Source organism: Ruegeria sp. BHSB172 (genome assembly GCF_059613165.1).
This window is the reverse complement of record NZ_JBXWRZ010000003.1, coordinates 90,817-109,960: the sequence shown is the minus strand read 5'-3', so window position 1 is coordinate 109,960 and position 19,144 is coordinate 90,817. Positions and strand designations below refer to the sequence as shown.

Sequence of the window (19,144 nt, the reverse complement as noted above, 5' to 3'; positions counted from 1 at the left end):
GCAGGAACACATCCGCAAGTTGTGCACCCAAATGCCTGCTAACGTCAAACGGCTTGTTTTACCTTCAGCCGGTCAGGCAGCGCATTGGCCCAGGCACTGATGGTGCCCGCGCCCAGGCAGACGACCATGTCGCCGGGCCGGGCCTGTTCGCGAACCAGACGCTCCAGGTCGCCTTCGTCCAGCAGCGCGCGCGCGTGGCGGTGGCCGTGACGGATCAGGCCCTGCACCAGATCATCGCGGCTGGCGCCTTCGATCGGATCCTCACCGGCAGAGAAGACCTCGGCAATGGCCACGACATCGGCGTCGTTGAAACAGGCGCAGAAATCGTCGAACAGGTTAGACAGACGCGAATAGCGGTGCGGCTGATGCACGGCGATCACACGGCCTTCGGTCGCCTGACGCGCGGCCTTGAGCACCGCCGCGATTTCCACCGGGTGGTGGCCGTAATCGTCGATGATGGTGACGCCGTTCACCTCGCCCACCTTGGTAAAGCGGCGGTTGACGCCGCCGAAATTGGCCAGCGCATCGCGGATTTCAGCGGTTTTCATGCCCAGATGACGTGCCACGGCCACGGCCGACAGCGCGTTCGAGACGTTGTGATCGCCCGGCATCGGCAGGGTGCAGCCCTCGATCACCGTGTCCTCGTATTGCAGGTGGATGTCGAAATGCGCAATGCCGCCCTTGTAGGTCAGGTTGACCGCACGCACGTCGGCCTGGGCGTTGAACCCATAAGTGCGCACGCGGCGGTCGGTGATGCGGCCCACCAGCGCCTGAACCTCGGCATGGTCGGTGCAGCATACCGCCAGACCGTAGAACGGGATGTTCGAGACGAAATCGTGAAAGCCCGCGCGCAGCCGGTCGAAGTCGCCCCAATGCTCCATGTGCTCGGGGTCGATATTGGTCACGATGGCGATGGTCGCGGGCAGCCGGTTGAACGAGCCGTCGGATTCGTCGGCCTCGACCACCATCCATTCGCCCTGCCCCATCCGCGCGTTCGAGCCGTAAGCATGGATTACGCCGCCGTTGATGACGGTTGGGTCGAAATCGCCCGCCACCATCAGCTCGGCCATCATGGTGGTGGTCGTGGTCTTGCCGTGGGTACCGGCGATGGCAATGTTGGATTTCAGCCGCATCAGCTCGGCCAGCATGTCGGCACGGCGCACCACCGGCAGGCCCAATGCACGGGCGCCGTCCAGTTCTGGGTTGCCCGGCTTGATCGCCGTCGAAACGACAACCACCGCGGCATTGTCGAGGTTTTCAGCCCGCTGACCCACAAAAATCTCAGCCCCCAGCGACGCCAGACGGTCGGTGATCTTCGAGGCTTTAAGGTCGGATCCCTGCACCTGATACCCAAGGTTCAGCAGCACTTCGGCAATGCCCGACATCCCGATGCCGCCGATGCCCACGAAATGGATCGGTCCGACATCCTGCGGCAGTTTGGTTGCTGGATTCATGGGGTCTCCTTCTGCGCCAGCTGTTCGACAAGGGCCACCAGACGCTCGGTCGCGTCGGGCGCCCCGACAGACAGGGCGGCATGGGCCATTTTCTGTGCGGCTTCGGGGTTGGTCAGAACCAGTGCGATTTGCTCGGTCAGGGCGGGAACGTCAAGGGCCTTTTCGGGGATCATGATCGCCGCGCCCGCCTGTACCAGCCCGCGCGCATTGGCGGTCTGGTGATCGCCTGCTGCTGCAGCAAAGGGGATCAGGACCGAGGGCCGCCCGATCACCGAGATGTCAGCCACGCTCGACGCACCCGAGCGGCTGATCACCAGTTGCGCCTCGGACATGCGGCGGGGGACGTCGTGGAAGAAGGGTTGGACCTCGGCCAGAATCCCGTGTTCGGCGTAGAAAGCGGTGACCCGCTCGGCATCCTCCTCGCGCGCTTGGTGCGAAACGCGGATGTACCGGCGCAGGCTCTCGGGCAGTGCCGCGATGGCGCCGGGCACCACGTCGCTGAGGATGCGGGCGCCCTGGCTGCCGCCCATCACGAGCACCGACATCGGGTAATCTCCGGGCGGGATGTAAGGCGCGGCGGCGCGCTCCAGCACGGCGGCCCGGACGGGGTTGCCGGTGTGGATACCGTGGGCGCCCTCGGGCAGGTCGGTGGGCCAGACGCCGCAAGCCACATGCGCAACGCGGGTGGCGAACAGCTGGTTCACACGCCCCAGAACGCCGTTTTGTTCGTGGATCATGCGGGGCAGACGCAGCATCACCGCCGCGCTCAGCGCCGGGATCGACGGGTAGCCGCCGAACCCCACCACCACGTCCGGCCTGTTGCGCAGCAACTGGGCCGTCATCCCGGCAACTCCGGCCGCGATCCGGGGACCGGCCAGCGCTTTGGCCGCCAGCCCGCCGCGGGCGAATGTGGCCGAGGACACCTCGACAATCTCGGTAGAATGCGGGAAACCGCCCGTATAGCGCGCGCCGCGCGCGTCGGTGGACAGGCGCACGCGCCAACCCTTGTTCACCATGGCCTCAGCAAGCGCCTGAGCGGGGAACATGTGGCCCCCGGTTCCGCCAGCCGCGATCAGCAAATAAGGGTTCGTCATCAGCTCCGTCCGCGCAGAATGTCGCCCAGTTCGCCCTGTGGGCGGGTGCGGGTGAAGGCCAGAAGCATGCCCAGCGCGATGCCGCCCGCGATCAGCGACGAGCCGCCATAGCTGACGAAGGGCAGTGTCATGCCCTTGGCCGGCAGCAGGCGCACGGCGACGCCCATGTTGATCATCGCCTGCACACCGAACATGCAGGCCAGACCGGTGCCCGCCAGACGGATGAACATGTCACGTTCGCGCATCAACCGCAGCAGCGAGCGCACGACGATCAGCGCATAAAGCGCGATGATGATCAGCACCAGGATCAGGCCGTATTCCTCGGCCGCCACGGCGATGATGAAATCGGTATGCGCATCGGGCAGCGACCATTTTACCTGCCCCTCTCCCACGCCAACGCCGAACAGGCCGCCCTCTCGGATGGCGTTGGTGGCATAACCCAACTGGGTGGTGGGATCGACTTCCTGGTTCAGGAAACCATCGATGCGCCGGGCGAAATGTTCGGAATTGGCGTAGGCGAACATGCCACCCAAGACGACCGCCCCCGCCATACCCAACAGCAGAAACATCGGCGCGCCGGCCACAAAATACATCACGCCCCAGCCGAACAGGATTAGACAGGCCTGACCGAAATCAGGCTGCATCACCAGCATGCCCACGATCGAAAGGCACAGCGCGAAGGACCACAGCCGCCCCGGCGGACCGTTGATTTCTTGCGCCGCGGCCAGCAGCCAGGCGGCCACGACGATGAAGCCGGGCTTCAGAAACTCGGACGGTTGGACCGAGGCGAAGCCCAGCGAATACCAGCGCACCGCCCCCTTGCCGAAATCGGTCCCGAAGATCGGCAGAAAGGCCAGCGCCACGAAGGCCGTCAGAAAGCCCAGAACCGCCAGCCGTCGCACCAACGTGGGCGACATCATCGAGGTCAGCAGCATTGCGATTAGCGCCAGCGATCCAAACAACGCCTGCCGCTCGACATAGTGGAACGGATCGAACCCGTTGCGCTGCGCCAGCGGCGGCGATGAGGCCAGCCCCAGCAAAAGCCCGATCGCAAACAGGATCAGCACGCAGGACATCGTCCAGCGGTCAATCGTCCGCCACCATTTCGGAAGGATCGGTTCACCGCGCTGGTCCTGGACCGCGCCATACACCATCTCAGTCATGAGATACCGCCACTATCTGCCTCGTTACCGTCCCGTTTTCGGGATCTGTTCAAGAGTCTACAGGGAAAATGCACCTCAGGCCAGCCTCTTCCTCTTGTCATTGGCGTCAATCCGCGCCAAGGGCGGGGGATGCGATTTGACACGATCATACTGGGCGCCGGAGCCGCCGGCATGATGTGCGCCGCCCATTGCGGCGGTCGTGTTCTGGTGATCGACCACGCCAAGGCGCCGGGGGAAAAGATCCGCATCTCGGGCGGTGGGCGGTGCAACTTTACCAACCTCCACGCCGGGCCGCAGAACTTTCTGTCGCAGAACCCGCATTTCTGCAAATCGGCCCTGGCACGATACACCCAGTGGGACTTCATCGACCTCGTAGGCCGCCACGGCATCGCCTGGCATGAAAAGACGCTGGGGCAGCTGTTCTGCGACGGCTCATCGAAGCAGATCATCGCCATGCTGCTGGCCGAGATGGACCGCGCGGGCGCCGAGCTGTGGTTGCATACGTCGCTGCGCGATCTGCGAAAGACTGAAACCGGATTTTCCCTATCGGTCGAGCGCGAGGGCGCGCGGCACGACCTGAGCTGTGCCAACCTGGTGGTGGCCACAGGGGGCAAATCCATCCCCAAGATGGGTGCGACTGGGCTGGCCTATGACATTGCTGCACAGTTCGGCCTGCGCGTGACAGAAACCCGCGCGGCCTTGGTGCCGTTCACCTTTCCGGATGGGCGGTTCAAGGACCTGTCCGGAGTTTCCGTCCCCGCGCGACTGTCGAATACGCGCGCAAGTTTCGAAGAGGCGCTGCTGTTCACCCATCGCGGCCTGAGCGGGCCAGCGGTGCTGCAACTCTCCTCGTACTGGCGCGAGGGCGAGGCGATCCGGGTCAACCTGATCCCCGAGTTGTCCCTGTTGGACCTGCTCCGCGCGCGGCGGCAAAGCGCGGGCCGCAAGGCACTGACCACCGAACTGGCACGTCACCTGCCCGCCCGCCTGGTCGAGTATCTGAGCACCCACATCCCGATGCCAGGCAACCTGGCCGATCAATCGGATGCGGCACTGCAGGCACTGACCGATGCGCTGTCCGACTTGGTGCTGACCCCCTCGGGCACCGAGGGGTACCGCACCGCCGAGGTCACCTTGGGCGGCATCGACACGGATGGCCTGTCGTCCAAAACGATGGAGGCCAGGGATGTCCCCGGCCTCTTTGCGATTGGCGAAGCGGTGGATGTCACCGGATGGCTAGGCGGATACAATTTTCAGTGGGCGTGGTCCTCGGGCCACGCCGCCGGAAAAGCAATCGCCGCTCGCGTTTAGCCTACGACGTTGTAGCCGCGGCCGCGCATACAGTTGCGCACGATGACTTCCTGCTTTTGCGTGTTCGAAATGGCGCTGGCGCCCGCGCCCACCAATGCACCGGCCACGGCCGCACGGCCCAGATCGCTGGCGCTGTCGTCGATGATGGCCTTGGTGCCGGCCACCCCGGCCGCACCGACCGCGGCACTGCGCGCGGTATTGGCGTCGACGGTGCCCTGCTGGCGCGCAAGGGCCTGACACTGGGCCAGGTCAGCGTTGTAGTTGGGGCTGACCGGACCATCGACGATAGGCTGGTAGTTCGCGCCGACATCGGCGCAGGCCGCCACAGTCAGAAGCGCGGGCAGGATAAGGGAAAGCTTACGGTTCGGCATCGTTTTGACCTCGTGTCTGTTTCGCCTGACGCAAATCTGGATTTTTGAGGCGCGTCAAGCCGATGGCGGTTCACCTTGGCGCAATCGGCGGTTCATTGCAAATGTCGGGATCACAACCGCTGTTTCACCTGCGCCACGAAATCATCGCCGCGCTGTTCAAAATTGTCGTACTGGTCGAAACTGGCCGCCGCGGGGGCTAGCAGTACGGTTTCACCCGGCGCGGCGTCGCACATGGCCTGCTCCACCGCCTCGGCCATGGTGGTGCAGACGCGGGTTTCGACCGACAACTGCATGGCGAACGCGGCCGCCTCCCGCCCGATCACATAGGCGCACAGAACCTCGTCGGTCGCGTCGTTCAGCGCGGCAATGCCGCCCTCTTTCTCAAGCCCGCCGCAGATCCAGCGGATCTTCTTGAACGCGCCCAGCGCCTTGACCGCGCTGTCGACATTGGTGGCCTTGGAATCGTTTACGAAGGTCACGCCATTCGCCTCAGCGATGATCTGGCTGCGGTGCGGCAGACCCGGATAGCTGTGCATCGCGTCCTCGATCATCTTGGGCGCCAGCCCCAGCGCGCGGCAGGCAGCATAGGCCGAACACGCATTTTGATGGTTGTGGGTGCCTGGCAGGCCCTTGATGCCGCGCAGGTCGATCGAAGCGGCCTGCCGCCCTTTGCGATATTCCGACAGGAATCCCTTGCGGGCAAAGACCTGCCAGCCCGGGCCGGCCAATTTGCGCGCCACCGAGACGCGGATCACCCGGTCGTCGCCGGGCCCTTCGGCCAGTTGCCCTGCCAAAAACGCGCCTTCGATCTCGTCCACGCCGATCACGGCACGGTCAGGGCCACCTTCGGAGAACAGGCGGCGTTTGGCGGCGAAATAGCCGCCCATGCCCCCGTGCCGGTCTAGATGGTCGGGCGAGAGATTGGTGAACACCGCCACGTCGGGCGTCAGCGCACGCGCCAGTTCGGTCTGATAGCTGGAAAGTTCCAGCACCACCACCGATCCATCGCCGCCGGGCTCGATATCCAGCACCCCGCGCCCGATATTGCCCGCCAGCTGCGCCTCGCGCCCCGACTGGGTCAGGATGTGGTGGATCAGCGCGGCCGTGGTCGATTTCCCGTTCGAACCGGTGACGGCGACCACACGCGGCGGCACATCGAACTTGTCCCATTCGGCACCGCCCAACGAGCGGAAGAACAGACCAATGTCATTGTCGACCGGTACGCCAGCCTGCAGTGCGGCGGCAACAACCGGGTTCGGTTCGGGATAAAGATGGGGAATGCCGGGCGAAACGATCAAGGTGGCGATCGCGTCAAAGGCGCCCTGCCGTCGCAGGTCCTGACACATGAACCCCTCGGTCTCGGCCTTTTCGCGCGCGGCAGGGTTGTCATCCCAGCACACTGGCTCGGCTCCGCCCGCCCGCAATGCGCGCGCCGTGGCCAGGCCCGACCGCCCCAGCCCCAGAACCGCAACCTTATGTCCTGAAAACCCTTTGACCGGGATCATGCCGCGCACCTTCTTCCATCTGCCAATGCGCCGCCACCCTGTACCGAAGAATTGACCCTTGGCAAGGGCGGCGTCAGGCTCGCGCCCTTGGCGCGAGCCGGGCCCAACGGGTACAGGCGGGCCGCAGGCCTGCTGCGCCCGGCGGGAGCCTTACCGTACTTTCAGCGTCGCCAGACCGATCATCGCCAGGATCAGCGAGATGATCCAGAATCGGATCACGATGGTCGGTTCGGCCCAGCCTTTTTTCTCATAGTGGTGATGGATCGGCGCCATCAGGAACACCCGCCGCCCGGTGCGTTTGTAATACAGCACCTGGATGATCACGCTCAGCGCCTCGACCACGAACAGGCCGCCGACAATGGCCAGAACCAGCTCGTGCTTGGTGGCGACCGCGATGGCGCCCAATGCGCCGCCCAAGGCCAGCGATCCGGTATCCCCCATGAACACCGCGGCGGGCGGCGCGTTGTACCACAGAAACCCAAGCCCGCCGCCAAACAGCGCGGCGGTGAAAATCAGGATCTCGCCCGTGCCGGGGACATAATGCACGTCCAGATATTCGGTAAAGTCGACGCGTCCGACCGCATAGGCGATCACACCCAAAGTCGAGGCCGCGATCATCGCGGGCATGATGGCCAGCCCGTCCAGCCCGTCGGTCAGGTTAACGGCATTCGCCGCCCCCACGATCACCACGATCGAGAACGGAATGTAGAAGATACCCAGATTGATCAGCGTGTCCTTGAAGATCGGCACGGCCAACTGGTTCTGCAGCATCTCCGGGTGGTGCAGAGTCGCCCACAGCGCGGCCAGCGCGGCGATGATGATGCCCAAAGCAAGGCGCATCCTGCCGGAAACGCCCTTGGTATTCTGCTTGGACACCTTGGCATAGTCGTCCGCGAATCCGATGGCCGCATAGGCCAGCGTGACGAACAGAACCATCCAGACATAGGGGTTGTCCCAACGCGCCCACAACAGGGTCGACGTCACCAGTGCCCCCACGATCAGCAGCCCGCCCATCGTGGGTGTGCCGGCCTTGGAGAAATGCCCTTCGGGGCCATCATCGCGGATCGGCTGGCCCTTGCCCTGTTTCCGGCGCAGGACGTTGATCAACGGCTTGCCGAACAGAAAGCCAAAGATCAGTGCCGTCAGAAAGGCGCCGCCTGCGCGGAACGTGATATAGCGGAAGAGGTTGAAAAAATCCCCTCCATCCGACAGGGCGGTCAACCAATACAGCATCCAAAAGCCTTTCTCACACGGCGGTCATGGGTGGTCATGCGTCAAGCGCGCCCACTTGCCCCATTTTCCGCAGCCCGTCAACAATCCGTGCCAGCGCCATGCTGAGCGAGCCCTTCGCCAGAACCGCATCGCCCGCCTGAACCAGACCCGGTAGATGCCGGGCCATTTCGGCGCTGGTTTCAAACCACAGGCCACGCTTGCCCTCGGGCAAGGCCTCGTGCAGCGCCTGCATCAGCGGCCCGATGCAATGCACCTTGTCGATCCGTACCATGGCAGGCACATCCGCCAGCGCTGCGTGCATGGCGCGCTCTTGTGATCCCAGCTCCTTCATGTCGCCCAGAAAGGCGATGCGCCTTGCACCCTGCGCCGCCGCCAGTACATCCAGCGCCGCCGCCATCGAGGTCGGATTGGCATTGTAACTGTCATCCAGCAGTTCGATCTGCCCGCCATCCGGCAATGTCACCATCTCGCGCACGCCCCGCCCTGTAACCGGCGCCCATTTGGCCAGGCCGGCAATGGCCGCGTCCAGATCGACACCTAGCCCGACACAGGCGGCAAGCGCGCCCAGGCCGTTCATGGCAAAATGCGTCCCCGCCGATTGCACGTCGAAGGAAATAGGTCGGCCGAAGGCCTCGGCGGTCACGTGGATGTCTGTGGGCGACTGGGTCACGTCAATCAAACGGTAATCCGACGCGGTGCGGCCGAAATCCACGATCACAGCGCCATGTCGGGCGGCGCAGGTGCGCAGGATGTCGGTATGATCCAGGTCGGCGTTTACGATTGCGGCGCCGCCGGCCTCCAATCCTTCGAAGATGGCGGCCTTTTCATGGGCTATGCCGGCAACCGACTCGAACGCCTCGAGGTGAACCGCGGCGACCGTGGTGACCAGCGCCACATGCGGGCGGGCCTGCCGCGCGAGGGGTGCAATTTCGCCGGGGTGGTTCATGCCGATCTCGATCACCGCATATTCGGTGTCGCGCGGCATCCGGGCCAGAGTCAGCGGTACACCCCAATGGTTGTTGTAGCTAGCGACGCTGGCATGGGTGCGGCCCTGATCCGACAGGATGGTCGCCAGCATCTCCTTGGTCGAGGTCTTGCCGACACTGCCCGTCACCCCGACCACGCGGGCCTTGCACCGGTCACGGGCGGCGCGGCCCAGCGCCTCGAGCGCGGTCTGTACGTCATTGACGATCAACAGTGGCGCATCGTGGGCCACACCATCGGGCACCCGCGAGACCAGCGCGGCGGCGGCCCCCTTTTCCAGCGCCTGCGCCACGAAATCATGCCCGTCGCGCGCAGCTTTCAACGCCACGAACAGGTCGCCCGGTTGCAGCGTGCGCGTATCGATGGACACGCCGCGCGCCTGCCAATCGGTCGTGGCCCGTCCGCCCGTCGCGGCGGCGGCCTCGGATGCGGTCCAGAGTGTCATGCGACCCTCCCGTCCAGTGCGGCCACGGCGATGCTGGCCTGTTCCACGTCATCGAACGGCAGAACCTGGTCACCCACGATCTGCCCGGTCTCGTGCCCCTTGCCCGCGATCAGCAGCGCATCGCCCGGTTGCAATGCATCTATGCCGCGCAGGATGGCTTCGGCCCGGTCGGCAACCTCGGTCGCGTCGGGGGCCCCGGCCATCACCGCGGCGCGGATGGCGGCGGGGTCTTCCGAGCGCGGGTTGTCGTCGGTGACAAAGACGATATCGGCGTTCTCGGCCGCGGCGCGGCCCATCAGCGGGCGCTTGGTCGCATCCCGGTCGCCGCCCGCGCCGACGATGGCGATCAACCGGCCCATCACATGCGGGCGCAGCGCCTGCAAGGCGGTGATCACAGCGTCGGGCGTGTGTGCGTAATCGACGAACACCGCCGCGCCGTTGCTGCGGGTCGCGGCCAACTGCATCCGCCCCCGCACCGTAGTCAGATGCGGCAGGGTGTCGAAGACATGTTCAGCCTCGTCTCCGCTGGCGATGACCAGCCCGCAGGCCAGCAGAACGTTTTCGGCCTGAAACCCACCGATCAGGTTCAGCCGGGTCTGGAAGGTCTTGCCGCGCCAGGCAAAGCGCAAATCCTGCCCGGTGGAATCAAACCGTTGATTCAAAAGGCAAAGGTCGACATCCCCGCTGCCCACGGTCAGAACTGTCTGACCGCGTGATCCCGCAATATCACGGATCGCGCCCCCTTTCGGGTCATCCATGTTGATGACCGCCGTTCCGTCCTGCGGCAGAACCCGGTCGAACAGGCCGGCCTTGGCGGCGAAATACGCCTCGAACGTCGCGTGATAGTCCAGGTGATCCTGGGTGAAATTCGAAAACCCCGCCGCCGTCAAATGCACGCCGTCCAGCCGGCGCTGGTCCAGCCCATGCGACGAGGCCTCCATCGCGGCGTGGGTCACGCCCGCCACCGCGGCCTCGGCCAGACAGCGATGCAGGGTGATGGGTTCGGGCGTGGTATGGGCCAGCGGTGCCGTCCAGGCGCCTTCGACTCCTGTAGTGCCGAGATTGACGGCCATGTGGCCCAGCTCGGTCCAGATCTGGCGCACGAAGGTCGAAATCGAGGTCTTGCCGTTGGTGCCGGTGACCGCCACCATGGTGCGCGGCTGCGCTCCGAACCACAATGCGGCGCTGTAGGCCAGCGTCTGGCGCGGGTCCTGCACCACCACCAGGGCGGCGTCCGAGCCGGCCAGTTCATCAGCGGCGATCCGCGCGCCCTCGGCATCGGTCAGGATGGCGGCAGCCCCCATACGCAGGGCATATTGGATGAATTCGCCCCCATGCACGCGCGTCCCCGGCAGCGCCGCGAACAGAAAGCCGTCCTTGACCTGACGGCTGTCCACGGCCAGCCCTGTAATCTCCGGGTCGGCACCGCCGCGCGCGGTCAGGGCCAGCTGGCTGAGTTTCTTTGACCTTGCGCCCATGACCCACCTCTGTCGGACTGCCTAGTTCGAGGTCAGCGTTATAGCAGCGCGATCCTCAGGCTCAAGCCGCGGACGCAAGCCCAGCAGCGGCGCGATGCGGCCGATCAGCTCGGCCGCCACGGGCACCGCCGTCCAGCCTGCCGTGCGGCGCTTTTCGCCGTAGGCCAGGATCGACGGTTCATCCAGCGCAACGATCAGTACATATTTCGGGTCATAGGCCGGAAAGACCGAGGCGAAGGTAGCGATCACCTTGTCATCATAGTAACCGCCGCGCGGCTTGGGCTTGTCGGCGGTTCCGGTTTTCCCGGCCACGGCATAACCCGGCACGTCACCAAAGCTGGCGGTTCCGTCCGTTACCACCCTGCGCAGCATCATCAGCGATTGCTGTGCGGCATTTTCCGACATCACGCGCGGCCCGTATTGCGGCCCATTGCGGCGCAGGATCGTGGGGCTGACATAATGCCCGCCATTGGCGATTGCGGCATAGCCCGCCGCCAGATGCATCGCGCTGGTCGACAGGCCGTGGCCGTAGGAAATGGTGACGGTGCTCAGTTCACCCCATTTCTTGGGCTTGAGCGGTACACCGCCCTTGGCCTCGACGATCTCGAACGGCGTGGGGTCGAACATGCCCAGCGCGTCCAGGAACTGTTGCTGGCGCTCGGCACCGATCTGCAGCGCCAACCGCCCCGTGCCGCGGTTCGAGCTGTGCACGATCACATCGGCGACGCTGATCTTGCCGTAATTCTTGCCGTTGAATTCGCCGATCGGGAAACGCCCGATTTTCATCGGACCGGAGGTGTCGATGATCGTGTCGGCATTGACCAGACCCAGATCGACCGCTTGCGCGGCAGTGAAGATCTTGAAAACCGAGCCCAGCTCGTAAACACCCTGCACATAGCGGTTGAACAGCGGGCTGTCCGAAGGATCGAACCCCGAGGTCGGCGGGCGCGGACGGTCGTTCGGGTCGAACGATGGCAGCGACGCAGCAGCGATCACTTCGCCGGTATGGGCGTTCATCAGCACGGCCGAAGCGCCCTTGGCGTTCATGATCTTCATGCCGCCGTCCAGAACTTGTTCCACCGCCGCCTGAACGGTCAGGTCCAGTGACAGCTGTAGCGGTTTGTTGCCGTTGGCCGGGTCGCGCAGATAGTCGTCGAACTGTTTTTCCACCCCGGCCACACCGATCACCTCGGCAGCCGAGACGCCTTCGCGCCCAAAGCCCGACCCGCCAAGGATATGCGCGGCCAGCCGGCCGTTGGGATAGAGCCGCATCTCGCGCGGGCCGAACAGGATCCCCGGATCGCCGATGTCATGAACTGCCTGCTTTTGTTCCGGTGAGATGCGTTTCTTGATCCAAAGGAATTTGCGCTTGCCGGTGAAGTCCTTGATCAGGCGGTCCTTGTCCAGATCGGGAAAGATCGCGGCCAGCTTTTCCGCGGCGCCGATCGGGTCGATCATCAGCGGCGGCTGGGCATAAACCGAATAGGTATCCAGATTGGTGGCCAGGATCCGCCCGTGCCGGTCTACGATATTGGCCCGCTGCATGGCGATCGAGGCGCCGGGGGCGCTGGCGACGGGTTCCTGCGCCTCGGACGTGGCCAAAACGCCCATGCGGAACCCCACGACACCGAAGGCCAAAAAGAAGAACACGCCCAGAACCAACAACCGCCCCTCGGCGCGGGCGCGGGCGCGGTCTTTCATCTCTTCATGGCGGCGGCGGATGTTCTCGCGCTCGATCACCTTGGGGTTTTCACCGCGGGCGCGGGCCTCTAGGATGCGGGCAAGCGGACGGAGGGGTGTGCGCGTCATGGGATTTGCACCTCGCCCAGGGCCTGAGTGTCGGTGATCGCCTGCAATTCGACCGGGTCGGCGATGGGCAGGTCGGGATCCTCGGCATAGGCGATCTGGTCGGCGCGCCCGAATTGCTCGGCGCGCAGCGGCAGCAGGCCCAGACGTTCGAAATTCAAGTCGGCCAATTCACGCAGGCGGTCGGGGCGATTCAGATAGGCCCATTCGGCCTGCAATATTGCCAGTCGCGCCTGCGCCGCGCCGATCTGGCGCTGCAAGGACTGGGTTTCCTTCAATACTTGCTGGGTGCGGTAGTTTTCCTGATAGGCCCACAGGGCCAACCCGAAAACGCCCAAGGCAGTCAACGCAAACAGAATACTCTTCATCTTGCCTTTCCCCCGATTATGGGCATGCCGATGGCGCGGGCATCAATTTCCCCCGCCGGAGCATCGGTACGAACAGCAACCCGCAACTTGGCCGAGCGTGCGCGCGGGTTGTCCTGCAACTCCTGCGCATCGGGGCCGATGGCCTTGCGGGTCTTCAACGTGAATTGCGGCTGATCCTGCCGGATCTCGGGCGCATAGCGGTTGGCACGGCCGGTCTTGCCCGCGCGCGATTGAAAAAAACGTTTGACCATCCGGTCCTCGACCGAGTGGAAGGTGACAACGGCCAGTTGCCCGCCCGGCTTTAACGCGCGCTCGGCGGCCATCAGGCCCTGAAACAGTTCTTCGTATTCGGCATTCACCGCAATGCGCAGCGCCTGGAATGACCGCGTGGCCGGGTGGGACTGCCCGGGTTTGGCGCGCGGCAGACAGGATTCGACGATTTCGGCCAGACGCAGGGTGGTGGTGATGGGTGCCTCGGCACGGGCTTTGACGATGGCGCGCGCGATGCGACGGCTGGCGCGCTCTTCGCCATAGTGGAACAGGATGTCGGCCAGTTGCGCCTCGGTGGCGGTGTTGACCAGATCGGCTGCGCTTTCGCCCTCCTGACTCATGCGCATGTCCAGCGGGCCGTCCTTCATGAAGGAAAAGCCACGCTCGGCCTGGTCCAGCTGCATGGACGAGACGCCGAGATCCAGCACCACGCCGTCAAGGTCGCTGGCATATTCATCCATTCGAGAGAAAACACCCGGCTGCATCACCAGCCGGTCGCCATATTCCGCTGCCCAATCCGCCGCCATTTCAAACGCCAAGGGGTCCCGATCGACACCGATCACCTTGTCGGCGCCGGCCTCAAGCAGCCCTCGCGTGTATCCGCCCGCACCAAAGGTACCATCCAGCCAAGTGCCCGAAACCGGCTGGACCGCGTCCAGCAAGGGGCGCAGCAGAACGGGAATATGGGGCTTGTCGCTGGGAGTGTGATCCGCGCCGGCCATGCCGTCACGCACCTTCGATGCCATCAAGGAACTGCATCGGATCGAAATCCTCGGGCAGGTCGTCCAGCCATTCTTCGGTAGCGGCCAGTTCCTCGGCCTCGTAAGTCTCGGGCTTCCAGATCTGGAACGTGTCGCCCGCGGCGATGAAGAACGCCTCGCCCTCAAGCCCGATCTTGTTGCGCAGCTTGGCCGGCAGAACAAGGCGTCCGGTTTCATCGACTGTGGTCGGGAAGGACTGTCCGTGGAACAGGCGCTGCAACATCTTTCGCTGCATCGAACCGCGCGGCAGCGCGTCGATCTTGGCATCGACCTCGTCGATCGCCTCCATCGTATAGCATTCAAGGTATTTACGGCGATGGTCGCCATAGACGATCACCAGTTCGGGATTGCCGCCCGGCTGCCAGTTGGGGTCCGAGGCCTCGAGCACGCGGCGAAATGAGGCCGGGATCGACACCCTGCCCTTCGCGTCCACCTTGTGGTGGCTTTCACCTCTGAACCTGCGCGCCAAGACGACTGTCCCTTTCGCTTGCGCCCCACCAAAAATCGTATCCCCCGGATGAAAAACGGCGGGTTGATCTGCTGCCACTGATCAACCCGCCGCATTGACCCGCTTTGCGGGATGTCCAGCTGCGCGCGCCACCTGGGGGGATGTCTGCTCGCCCGCGCGCCGGATCTGTTGAGTGATGAAAGCGAGATGCCTGTATGAAACCTGTTTGTTATTTGGTTCGGGGTCGTTTGGCGCCCCATGTGCCTCGTCCTCATCGGATGTATAAGGGATGCCATGGGAATTCATGGAAATCAATGAGAAATTTTCTCCGAATCCAAATCCACACTGGAATACCACTCATTCCACCAATCTACAAACAGCTCATTTGCACCTCTATTTGTAGGCATATTCACAATGCACACAATATATGGACCATTTCTTCACTGAGAACTTTTTCCCATGAATTCCCAACTTTCTTCAGATGCTCATCACCAAAACCGGATTTTTTAGCGAAATCTCCCTGATCGACCCGAATCACTGCGCCTCTCAGTCCGGCAGACCAAGCCGTTTTCCAGGTCGATCCCACGAAATCCCGCATCTCCCGTTTGATCCCATGCACACCCATTGATGTGGCCTGCCCGAGTTCAAGGCATCTCAAGAACGCTGAAATCTCAACTTTTCGCGCGTAAATTTTTGGCAAAATTGACAAGGCGGCTTTTGCCCCACGTCGTGACACACACAGGGCATCTGCGAAAAACCCATATTTTATTGGCATCTTTGGGCTGCAGTGAGGATTCTCCCGTCAATCTATGCATTTGCTGCATAGCGGCATTGAGAGTGCTCGGTATTGTGCACCCGCAGCATTCGCTTATTTTCGGTTTCAAGAAAACGCCGTGGACACGCGGCAGTCACTCACACGGATTAGGTAACGAACATGGCAGTCGCATCCACCAACAGCGCAGTCAAAGGCGCCTCGGCATTCCGCTTCGCGTCGCTGATCGAAGCTGCAAAAACCCGTTTCGCACGGTACCGCCTGTACCGCCAAACTCTGAACGAACTGTCCGAGCTGTCGGATCGCGAACTGGCCGACCTGGGCCTGCACCGCTCGATGATCCGTCGCCTGGCCATGCAGGCCGCCGAGGAACAGTACGCGCGCTGAGCGCAACGAAATAACGAGATCAGGTCCACTTCTCCTCCCATAGGACCTGTATTTAAGCGGCAGCATCTCTCCTCCTCCCTGGTGCTGCCGCACCCTATACCGGCCCCAACCTGCCGGAAGCCGATACATCGGGGCTCTCCTCCTCCCTGCCCTGATGTTGAAAGCGCGCGGCGGCGTCCTCCTCCTCCCTGACGTCGCCGCGCACTTCGAGATACCGGGCAAGACCCGGGAACGGATGCATCGGGTTCTCCTCCTCCCTTCCCGATGTGAAAAGAGCGCGGTGGCACCCCTCCTCCTCCCTGGTGTCACCGCGCGCTTCAGATACCGGGCAAAACCCGGGTTCGGATGCATCAGGGCTCTCCTCCTCCCTGCTCTGATGTTGCCAAGAACGGCGGTTCCCCTCCTCCTCCCTGGGAACCGCCGTTTTTTCTTTCGGGCATGAAAAAGGCGCCACGGGCATGCCCGGGCGCAAAACAACAAATCTAGCATGTGCCGGCAGGCACATTCCGCTGGATCAGAACGGCACGTCGTCCTTGGCGGTCAGGAAGCGGGCGACGACCTTCTTTGTCCCGGCCTTGTCGAACTCGACCTCAACCTTGTCCCCCTCGATCCCGACCACGCCGCCATAGCCGAACTTCTGGTGGAACACCCGCTCGCCCAGCGTGAAGCTGGCGACGGCGGTCGCGTCGATCACGGTGTTGCGGGACTCGCGCGGCTGCGACATGCCGTATTGGCCCTGCCGCGCCTGCATCCGTTTCCAGCCGGGCGAGTTGTAGACGTTGGCCTGCGCCGCGCGCGTTTCAATGCCTGCCGACATCTGACCGCCGCCATATAGGCCCGGAGGCGTTAGCACCTCGACATGATCCTCGGGCAACTCGTCGATGAAGCGCGAGGGCATCGCGTTCTGCCATTGCCCGAACACGCGCCGGTTGGCGGCGAAGGAAATGGTGCAGACCTCTTCGGCGCGGGTGATGCCGACGTAGGCCAGCCGCCGTTCCTCCTCGAGCCCCTTAAGACCGGTTTCGTCCATCGACCGTTGCGAGGGAAACAGCCCGTCCTCCCACCCCGGCAGGAACACGGCCGGAAACTCCAACCCCTTGGCGGCATGCAGGGTCATGATCGAGACCTTGGGCCCACCGCTGTCCTGTTCGTTGTCCATTACCAGGCTGACATGCTCCAGGAATCCTTGCAGGTTCTCGAAATTGTCCAGCTGGTTGACCAGTTCCTTGAGGTTTTCCAGCCGGCCCGGCGCCTCGGGTGTCTTGTCGTTCTGCCAGTGCGCGGTATAGCCGGATTCGTCCAGCACGATCTGCGCCAGTTCGATATGCGACACCTCGGGCGGGCCGTAGCGAACAGGTGCAGTGCCGTCGTCGATGACCGCATCATCCTCGATCTCGATCCGGGGGCCGCGGGTCATCGCGTTCCAGCGCGCCAGCCCGTCGACCAGTTCGCGCAGGGCCGCGGCGCCCTTGCCCTTGATCAGCCCTTGTTCAACCGCGATCCGCGCGCCCTGAACCAGTGACACGCCATGATCCCGCGCGGTGCGCTGGATCGTCTGCTGCGCCTTGTCGCCCAGGCCGCGCTTGGGGGTGTTCACGATCCGCTCGAAGGCCAGATCGTCCTCGGGGGAAACCACCAGCCGGAAATAGGCCATGGCATCCCGGATCTCCATTCGTTCATAGAATCGCGGGCCGCCGATCACCTTGTAGGGCAGGCCGATGGTCAGGAAGCGGTCCTCGAAGGCGCGCATCTGGTGGCTGGCGCGCACGAGGATGGCGATTTCATCGAGATCAAATTTTTGGAAAGGCTCCTCCAAAGAAAGCCCTTCCCGTTTCCGCATTGTTAATTCCCAAACGAGGTCCTTGTTGTTTTCTTCCGCCCAAAAGCCTTCGTCCGCAAAGAAGCTGTCGTGCTCCTTTAGCTGCTCAAGTACCTGCTCTCTGCTATTTAGCTTTCGCAGTGCACCCAGCTCATCAAGACGCTCCACTTCCCTCATCATTTGTTCTGATCGAGAGTTTTGCCTGCGTTTAGCTATTGGAGAATTTCCACTAACGAGGTCTTCGATCTGTTCTCCGATCCAGCGGGCCTCTTCTTCGCCATCCCAATGGCCGATCAGTCGGACCTTTTCGCCGTTTTTTGCAGCAGTCCACAACTCCTTGCCCAGACGGCTTTCATTGCCGCGGATGACGGTCGAGGCGGCGGCCAGGATGTGCGGGGTCGAGCGGTAGTTCTGTTCCAGCCTCACCACATGGGCGCCGGGAAAGTCCTTTTCGAACCGCAGGATGTTGCCCACCTCGGCCCCGCGCCAGCCATAGATCGACTGGTCGTCGTCGCCCACGCAGCAGATGTTCTTGTGCCCGCCCGCCAGCAGCCGCAGCCACAGGTATTGGGCGATGTTGGTGTCCTGGTATTCGTCCACGAGGATGTAGCGAAACCAACGCTGGTATTGTTCCAGCACGTCCGCGTGGGTCTGGAAGATGGTGACCATGTGCAACAGCAGGTCGCCGAAATCCACCGCGTTCAGCTCACGCAGGCGAGTCTGGTATTGGGCATAAAGCTCGACGCCCTTGTTGTTGTAGGCCCCGGCATCGGCGGTGGGCACCTTGTCGGGCGTCAGGGCGCGGTTCTTCCAGTCGTCAATGATGCCGGCCAGCATCCGCGCGGGCCAGCGTTTGTCGTCAATGTTCGCCGCCTGCACCAGCTGCTTGAGCAGGCGCAGCTGATCGTCGGTATCCAGAATGGTGAAGTTCGACTTCAGGCCCGCCAGTTCCGCATGGCGGCGCAGCAGCTTGACACAGATCGAGTGGAAGGTGCCCAGCCACGGCATTCCCTCGGCGGGCTGGCCCAGCAGGCGGCCGACCCGTTCCTTCATCTCGCGCGCGGCCTTGTTGGTGAAGGTCACGGCCAGAATCTCGTTCGGGCGGGCCCGCCCGGTGTTCAGCAGATGTGCGATGCGGGTGGTTAGGGCCTTGGTCTTGCCGGTTCCCGCCCCGGCCAGCATCAGGATTGGGCCATCCAATAGCTCGACCGCCTCGCGCTGCGCCGGGTTCAATTCATTCAAGTAGTCCGCCTCGGGCCGAAGCGCGGCCATGGCGCGGGCCGACAGCGAAGCGCCTTCGAAGGCGTCATTTTCATCGAAACTGCTCATGCGCCCAAACTAAGCCGGAAGCGCGCCGAGGGAAAGGGTTTGTTCACGACTTGTTCGCACGATCTTTCAGATTTTCCATCCGATGGCTGCATTGCTGCGGGGCTTGGGGTGCATCTGTCCGAAACCCTTGCCGAATCGGGCCTCAG

Annotated in this window: 16 protein-coding genes; 2 read left to right on the top strand and 14 right to left on the bottom strand. The window is 63.5% G+C overall.

The annotated features are described in order from the left end of the window. Positions 1-44 precede the first annotated feature (44 nt). The 3 genes from murC to ftsW are packed head-to-tail and all read right to left on the bottom strand — an operon-like array spanning position 45 to position 3,711. Positions 45-1,454: a UDP-N-acetylmuramate--L-alanine ligase gene (murC, locus tag AC2FM3_RS02630; RefSeq protein ID WP_170371540.1), complete on the bottom strand. Its 1,410-nt coding sequence runs from the start codon at positions 1,452-1,454 to the stop codon at positions 45-47. After that, positions 1,451-2,548: a UDP-N-acetylglucosamine--N-acetylmuramyl-(pentapeptide) pyrophosphoryl-undecaprenol N-acetylglucosamine transferase gene (locus tag AC2FM3_RS02625; RefSeq protein WP_496678836.1), complete on the bottom strand. Its 1,098-nt coding sequence runs from the start codon at positions 2,546-2,548 to the stop codon at positions 1,451-1,453. The genes murC and AC2FM3_RS02625 overlap by 4 nt, the downstream gene beginning before the upstream one ends. Next, the gene (gene ftsW, locus AC2FM3_RS02620) at positions 2,548-3,711 is read right to left on the bottom strand and encodes a putative lipid II flippase FtsW (RefSeq protein WP_496678834.1); all 1,164 of its coding nucleotides are present in this window, start codon (positions 3,709-3,711) and stop codon (positions 2,548-2,550) included. The genes AC2FM3_RS02625 and ftsW overlap by 1 nt, the downstream gene beginning before the upstream one ends. A 129-nt stretch (positions 3,712-3,840) precedes the next feature. Here ftsW and AC2FM3_RS02615 point away from each other — a divergent pair, with 129 nt between their 5' ends. Then, positions 3,841-5,022, top strand: coding sequence for a BaiN/RdsA family NAD(P)/FAD-dependent oxidoreductase (locus tag AC2FM3_RS02615; RefSeq protein WP_496678833.1), 1,182 nt, complete (start codon positions 3,841-3,843; stop codon positions 5,020-5,022). On the opposite strand, the gene AC2FM3_RS02610 is transcribed toward AC2FM3_RS02615, so the two are convergent. The 10 genes from AC2FM3_RS02610 to AC2FM3_RS02565 all read right to left on the bottom strand — a co-directional run bounded on the left by AC2FM3_RS02610 (position 5,019) and on the right by AC2FM3_RS02565 (position 15,466). Continuing rightward, on the bottom strand, positions 5,019-5,393 hold the full coding sequence (locus AC2FM3_RS02610; RefSeq protein ID WP_496678832.1) for a glycine zipper family protein: 375 nt from the start codon (positions 5,391-5,393) through the stop codon (positions 5,019-5,021). The two genes, AC2FM3_RS02615 and AC2FM3_RS02610, sit on opposite strands and share 4 nt — an antisense overlap. A gap of 110 nt (positions 5,394-5,503) precedes the next feature. Then, positions 5,504-6,898, bottom strand: coding sequence for a UDP-N-acetylmuramoyl-L-alanine--D-glutamate ligase (gene murD / locus AC2FM3_RS02605; protein WP_496678830.1), 1,395 nt, complete (start codon positions 6,896-6,898; stop codon positions 5,504-5,506). 150 nt (positions 6,899-7,048) lie between these two features. Then, positions 7,049-8,131, bottom strand: a complete 1,083-nt coding sequence (gene mraY / locus AC2FM3_RS02600) for a phospho-N-acetylmuramoyl-pentapeptide-transferase (protein ID WP_496678829.1) — start codon at positions 8,129-8,131, stop codon at positions 7,049-7,051. 34 nt (positions 8,132-8,165) lie between these two features. Beyond that, entirely contained in the window at positions 8,166-9,560 is a 1,395-nt protein-coding gene (locus AC2FM3_RS02595) for a UDP-N-acetylmuramoyl-tripeptide--D-alanyl-D-alanine ligase (RefSeq protein WP_496678827.1), read from the bottom strand. Continuing rightward, the gene (locus tag AC2FM3_RS02590) at positions 9,557-11,038 is read right to left on the bottom strand and encodes a UDP-N-acetylmuramoyl-L-alanyl-D-glutamate--2,6-diaminopimelate ligase (protein ID WP_496678826.1); all 1,482 of its coding nucleotides are present in this window, start codon (positions 11,036-11,038) and stop codon (positions 9,557-9,559) included. Before AC2FM3_RS02590 ends, AC2FM3_RS02595 begins: the two co-directional genes overlap by 4 nt. A 21-nt stretch (positions 11,039-11,059) precedes the next feature. Beyond that, entirely contained in the window at positions 11,060-12,847 is a 1,788-nt protein-coding gene (locus AC2FM3_RS02585) for a peptidoglycan D,D-transpeptidase FtsI family protein (protein WP_496678824.1), read from the bottom strand. Continuing rightward, positions 12,844-13,212, bottom strand: a complete 369-nt coding sequence (gene ftsL, locus AC2FM3_RS02580) for a cell division protein FtsL (protein ID WP_496678822.1) — start codon at positions 13,210-13,212, stop codon at positions 12,844-12,846. The genes AC2FM3_RS02585 and ftsL overlap by 4 nt, the downstream gene beginning before the upstream one ends. Continuing rightward, the gene (gene rsmH / locus AC2FM3_RS02575) at positions 13,209-14,204 is read right to left on the bottom strand and encodes a 16S rRNA (cytosine(1402)-N(4))-methyltransferase RsmH (protein ID WP_496678950.1); all 996 of its coding nucleotides are present in this window, start codon (positions 14,202-14,204) and stop codon (positions 13,209-13,211) included. Before rsmH ends, ftsL begins: the two co-directional genes overlap by 4 nt. A gap of 4 nt (positions 14,205-14,208) precedes the next feature. Further along, positions 14,209-14,676 carry a division/cell wall cluster transcriptional repressor MraZ gene (gene mraZ / locus AC2FM3_RS02570; protein ID WP_496678821.1) on the bottom strand — a complete coding sequence of 156 codons (468 nt, stop codon included), beginning with the start codon at positions 14,674-14,676 and terminating at the stop codon, positions 14,209-14,211. A gap of 424 nt (positions 14,677-15,100) precedes the next feature. Continuing rightward, positions 15,101-15,466, bottom strand: coding sequence for a hypothetical protein (locus AC2FM3_RS02565; RefSeq protein ID WP_496678819.1), 366 nt, complete (start codon positions 15,464-15,466; stop codon positions 15,101-15,103). A 159-nt stretch (positions 15,467-15,625) separates the two neighbouring features. Here AC2FM3_RS02565 and AC2FM3_RS02560 point away from each other — a divergent pair, with 159 nt between their 5' ends. Further along, on the top strand, positions 15,626-15,850 hold the full coding sequence (locus tag AC2FM3_RS02560) for a DUF1127 domain-containing protein (protein WP_496678817.1): 225 nt from the start codon (positions 15,626-15,628) through the stop codon (positions 15,848-15,850). A gap of 514 nt (positions 15,851-16,364) precedes the next feature. Here AC2FM3_RS02560 and AC2FM3_RS02555 read toward each other — a convergent pair. Continuing rightward, entirely contained in the window at positions 16,365-18,998 is a 2,634-nt protein-coding gene (locus AC2FM3_RS02555) for an ATP-dependent helicase (RefSeq protein ID WP_496678815.1), read from the bottom strand. Between the last annotated feature and the right edge of the window lie 146 nt (positions 18,999-19,144).

Coding starts and splice junctions, on each gene's coding strand:
- murC (WP_170371540.1), bottom strand. CDS start 1,454: ATGAATCCAGCAACCAAACTGCCGCAGGATGTCGGACCGATCCATTTC.
- AC2FM3_RS02625 (WP_496678836.1), bottom strand. CDS start 2,548: ATGACGAACCCTTATTTGCTGATCGCGGCTGGCGGAACCGGGGGCCAC.
- ftsW (WP_496678834.1), bottom strand. CDS start 3,711: ATGACTGAGATGGTGTATGGCGCGGTCCAGGACCAGCGCGGTGAACCG.
- AC2FM3_RS02615 (WP_496678833.1), top strand. CDS start 3,841: ATGCGATTTGACACGATCATACTGGGCGCCGGAGCCGCCGGCATGATG.
- AC2FM3_RS02610 (WP_496678832.1), bottom strand. CDS start 5,393: ATGCCGAACCGTAAGCTTTCCCTTATCCTGCCCGCGCTTCTGACTGTG.
- murD (WP_496678830.1), bottom strand. CDS start 6,898: ATGATCCCGGTCAAAGGGTTTTCAGGACATAAGGTTGCGGTTCTGGGG.
- mraY (WP_496678829.1), bottom strand. CDS start 8,131: ATGCTGTATTGGTTGACCGCCCTGTCGGATGGAGGGGATTTTTTCAAC.
- AC2FM3_RS02595 (WP_496678827.1), bottom strand. CDS start 9,560: ATGACACTCTGGACCGCATCCGAGGCCGCCGCCGCGACGGGCGGACGG.
- AC2FM3_RS02590 (WP_496678826.1), bottom strand. CDS start 11,038: ATGGGCGCAAGGTCAAAGAAACTCAGCCAGCTGGCCCTGACCGCGCGC.
- AC2FM3_RS02585 (WP_496678824.1), bottom strand. CDS start 12,847: ATGACGCGCACACCCCTCCGTCCGCTTGCCCGCATCCTAGAGGCCCGC.
- ftsL (WP_496678822.1), bottom strand. CDS start 13,212: ATGAAGAGTATTCTGTTTGCGTTGACTGCCTTGGGCGTTTTCGGGTTG.
- rsmH (WP_496678950.1), bottom strand. CDS start 14,204: ATGGCCGGCGCGGATCACACTCCCAGCGACAAGCCCCATATTCCCGTT.
- AC2FM3_RS02565 (WP_496678819.1), bottom strand. CDS start 15,466: ATGCCAATAAAATATGGGTTTTTCGCAGATGCCCTGTGTGTGTCACGA.
- AC2FM3_RS02560 (WP_496678817.1), top strand. CDS start 15,626: ATGGCAGTCGCATCCACCAACAGCGCAGTCAAAGGCGCCTCGGCATTC.
- AC2FM3_RS02555 (WP_496678815.1), bottom strand. CDS start 18,998: ATGAGCAGTTTCGATGAAAATGACGCCTTCGAAGGCGCTTCGCTGTCG.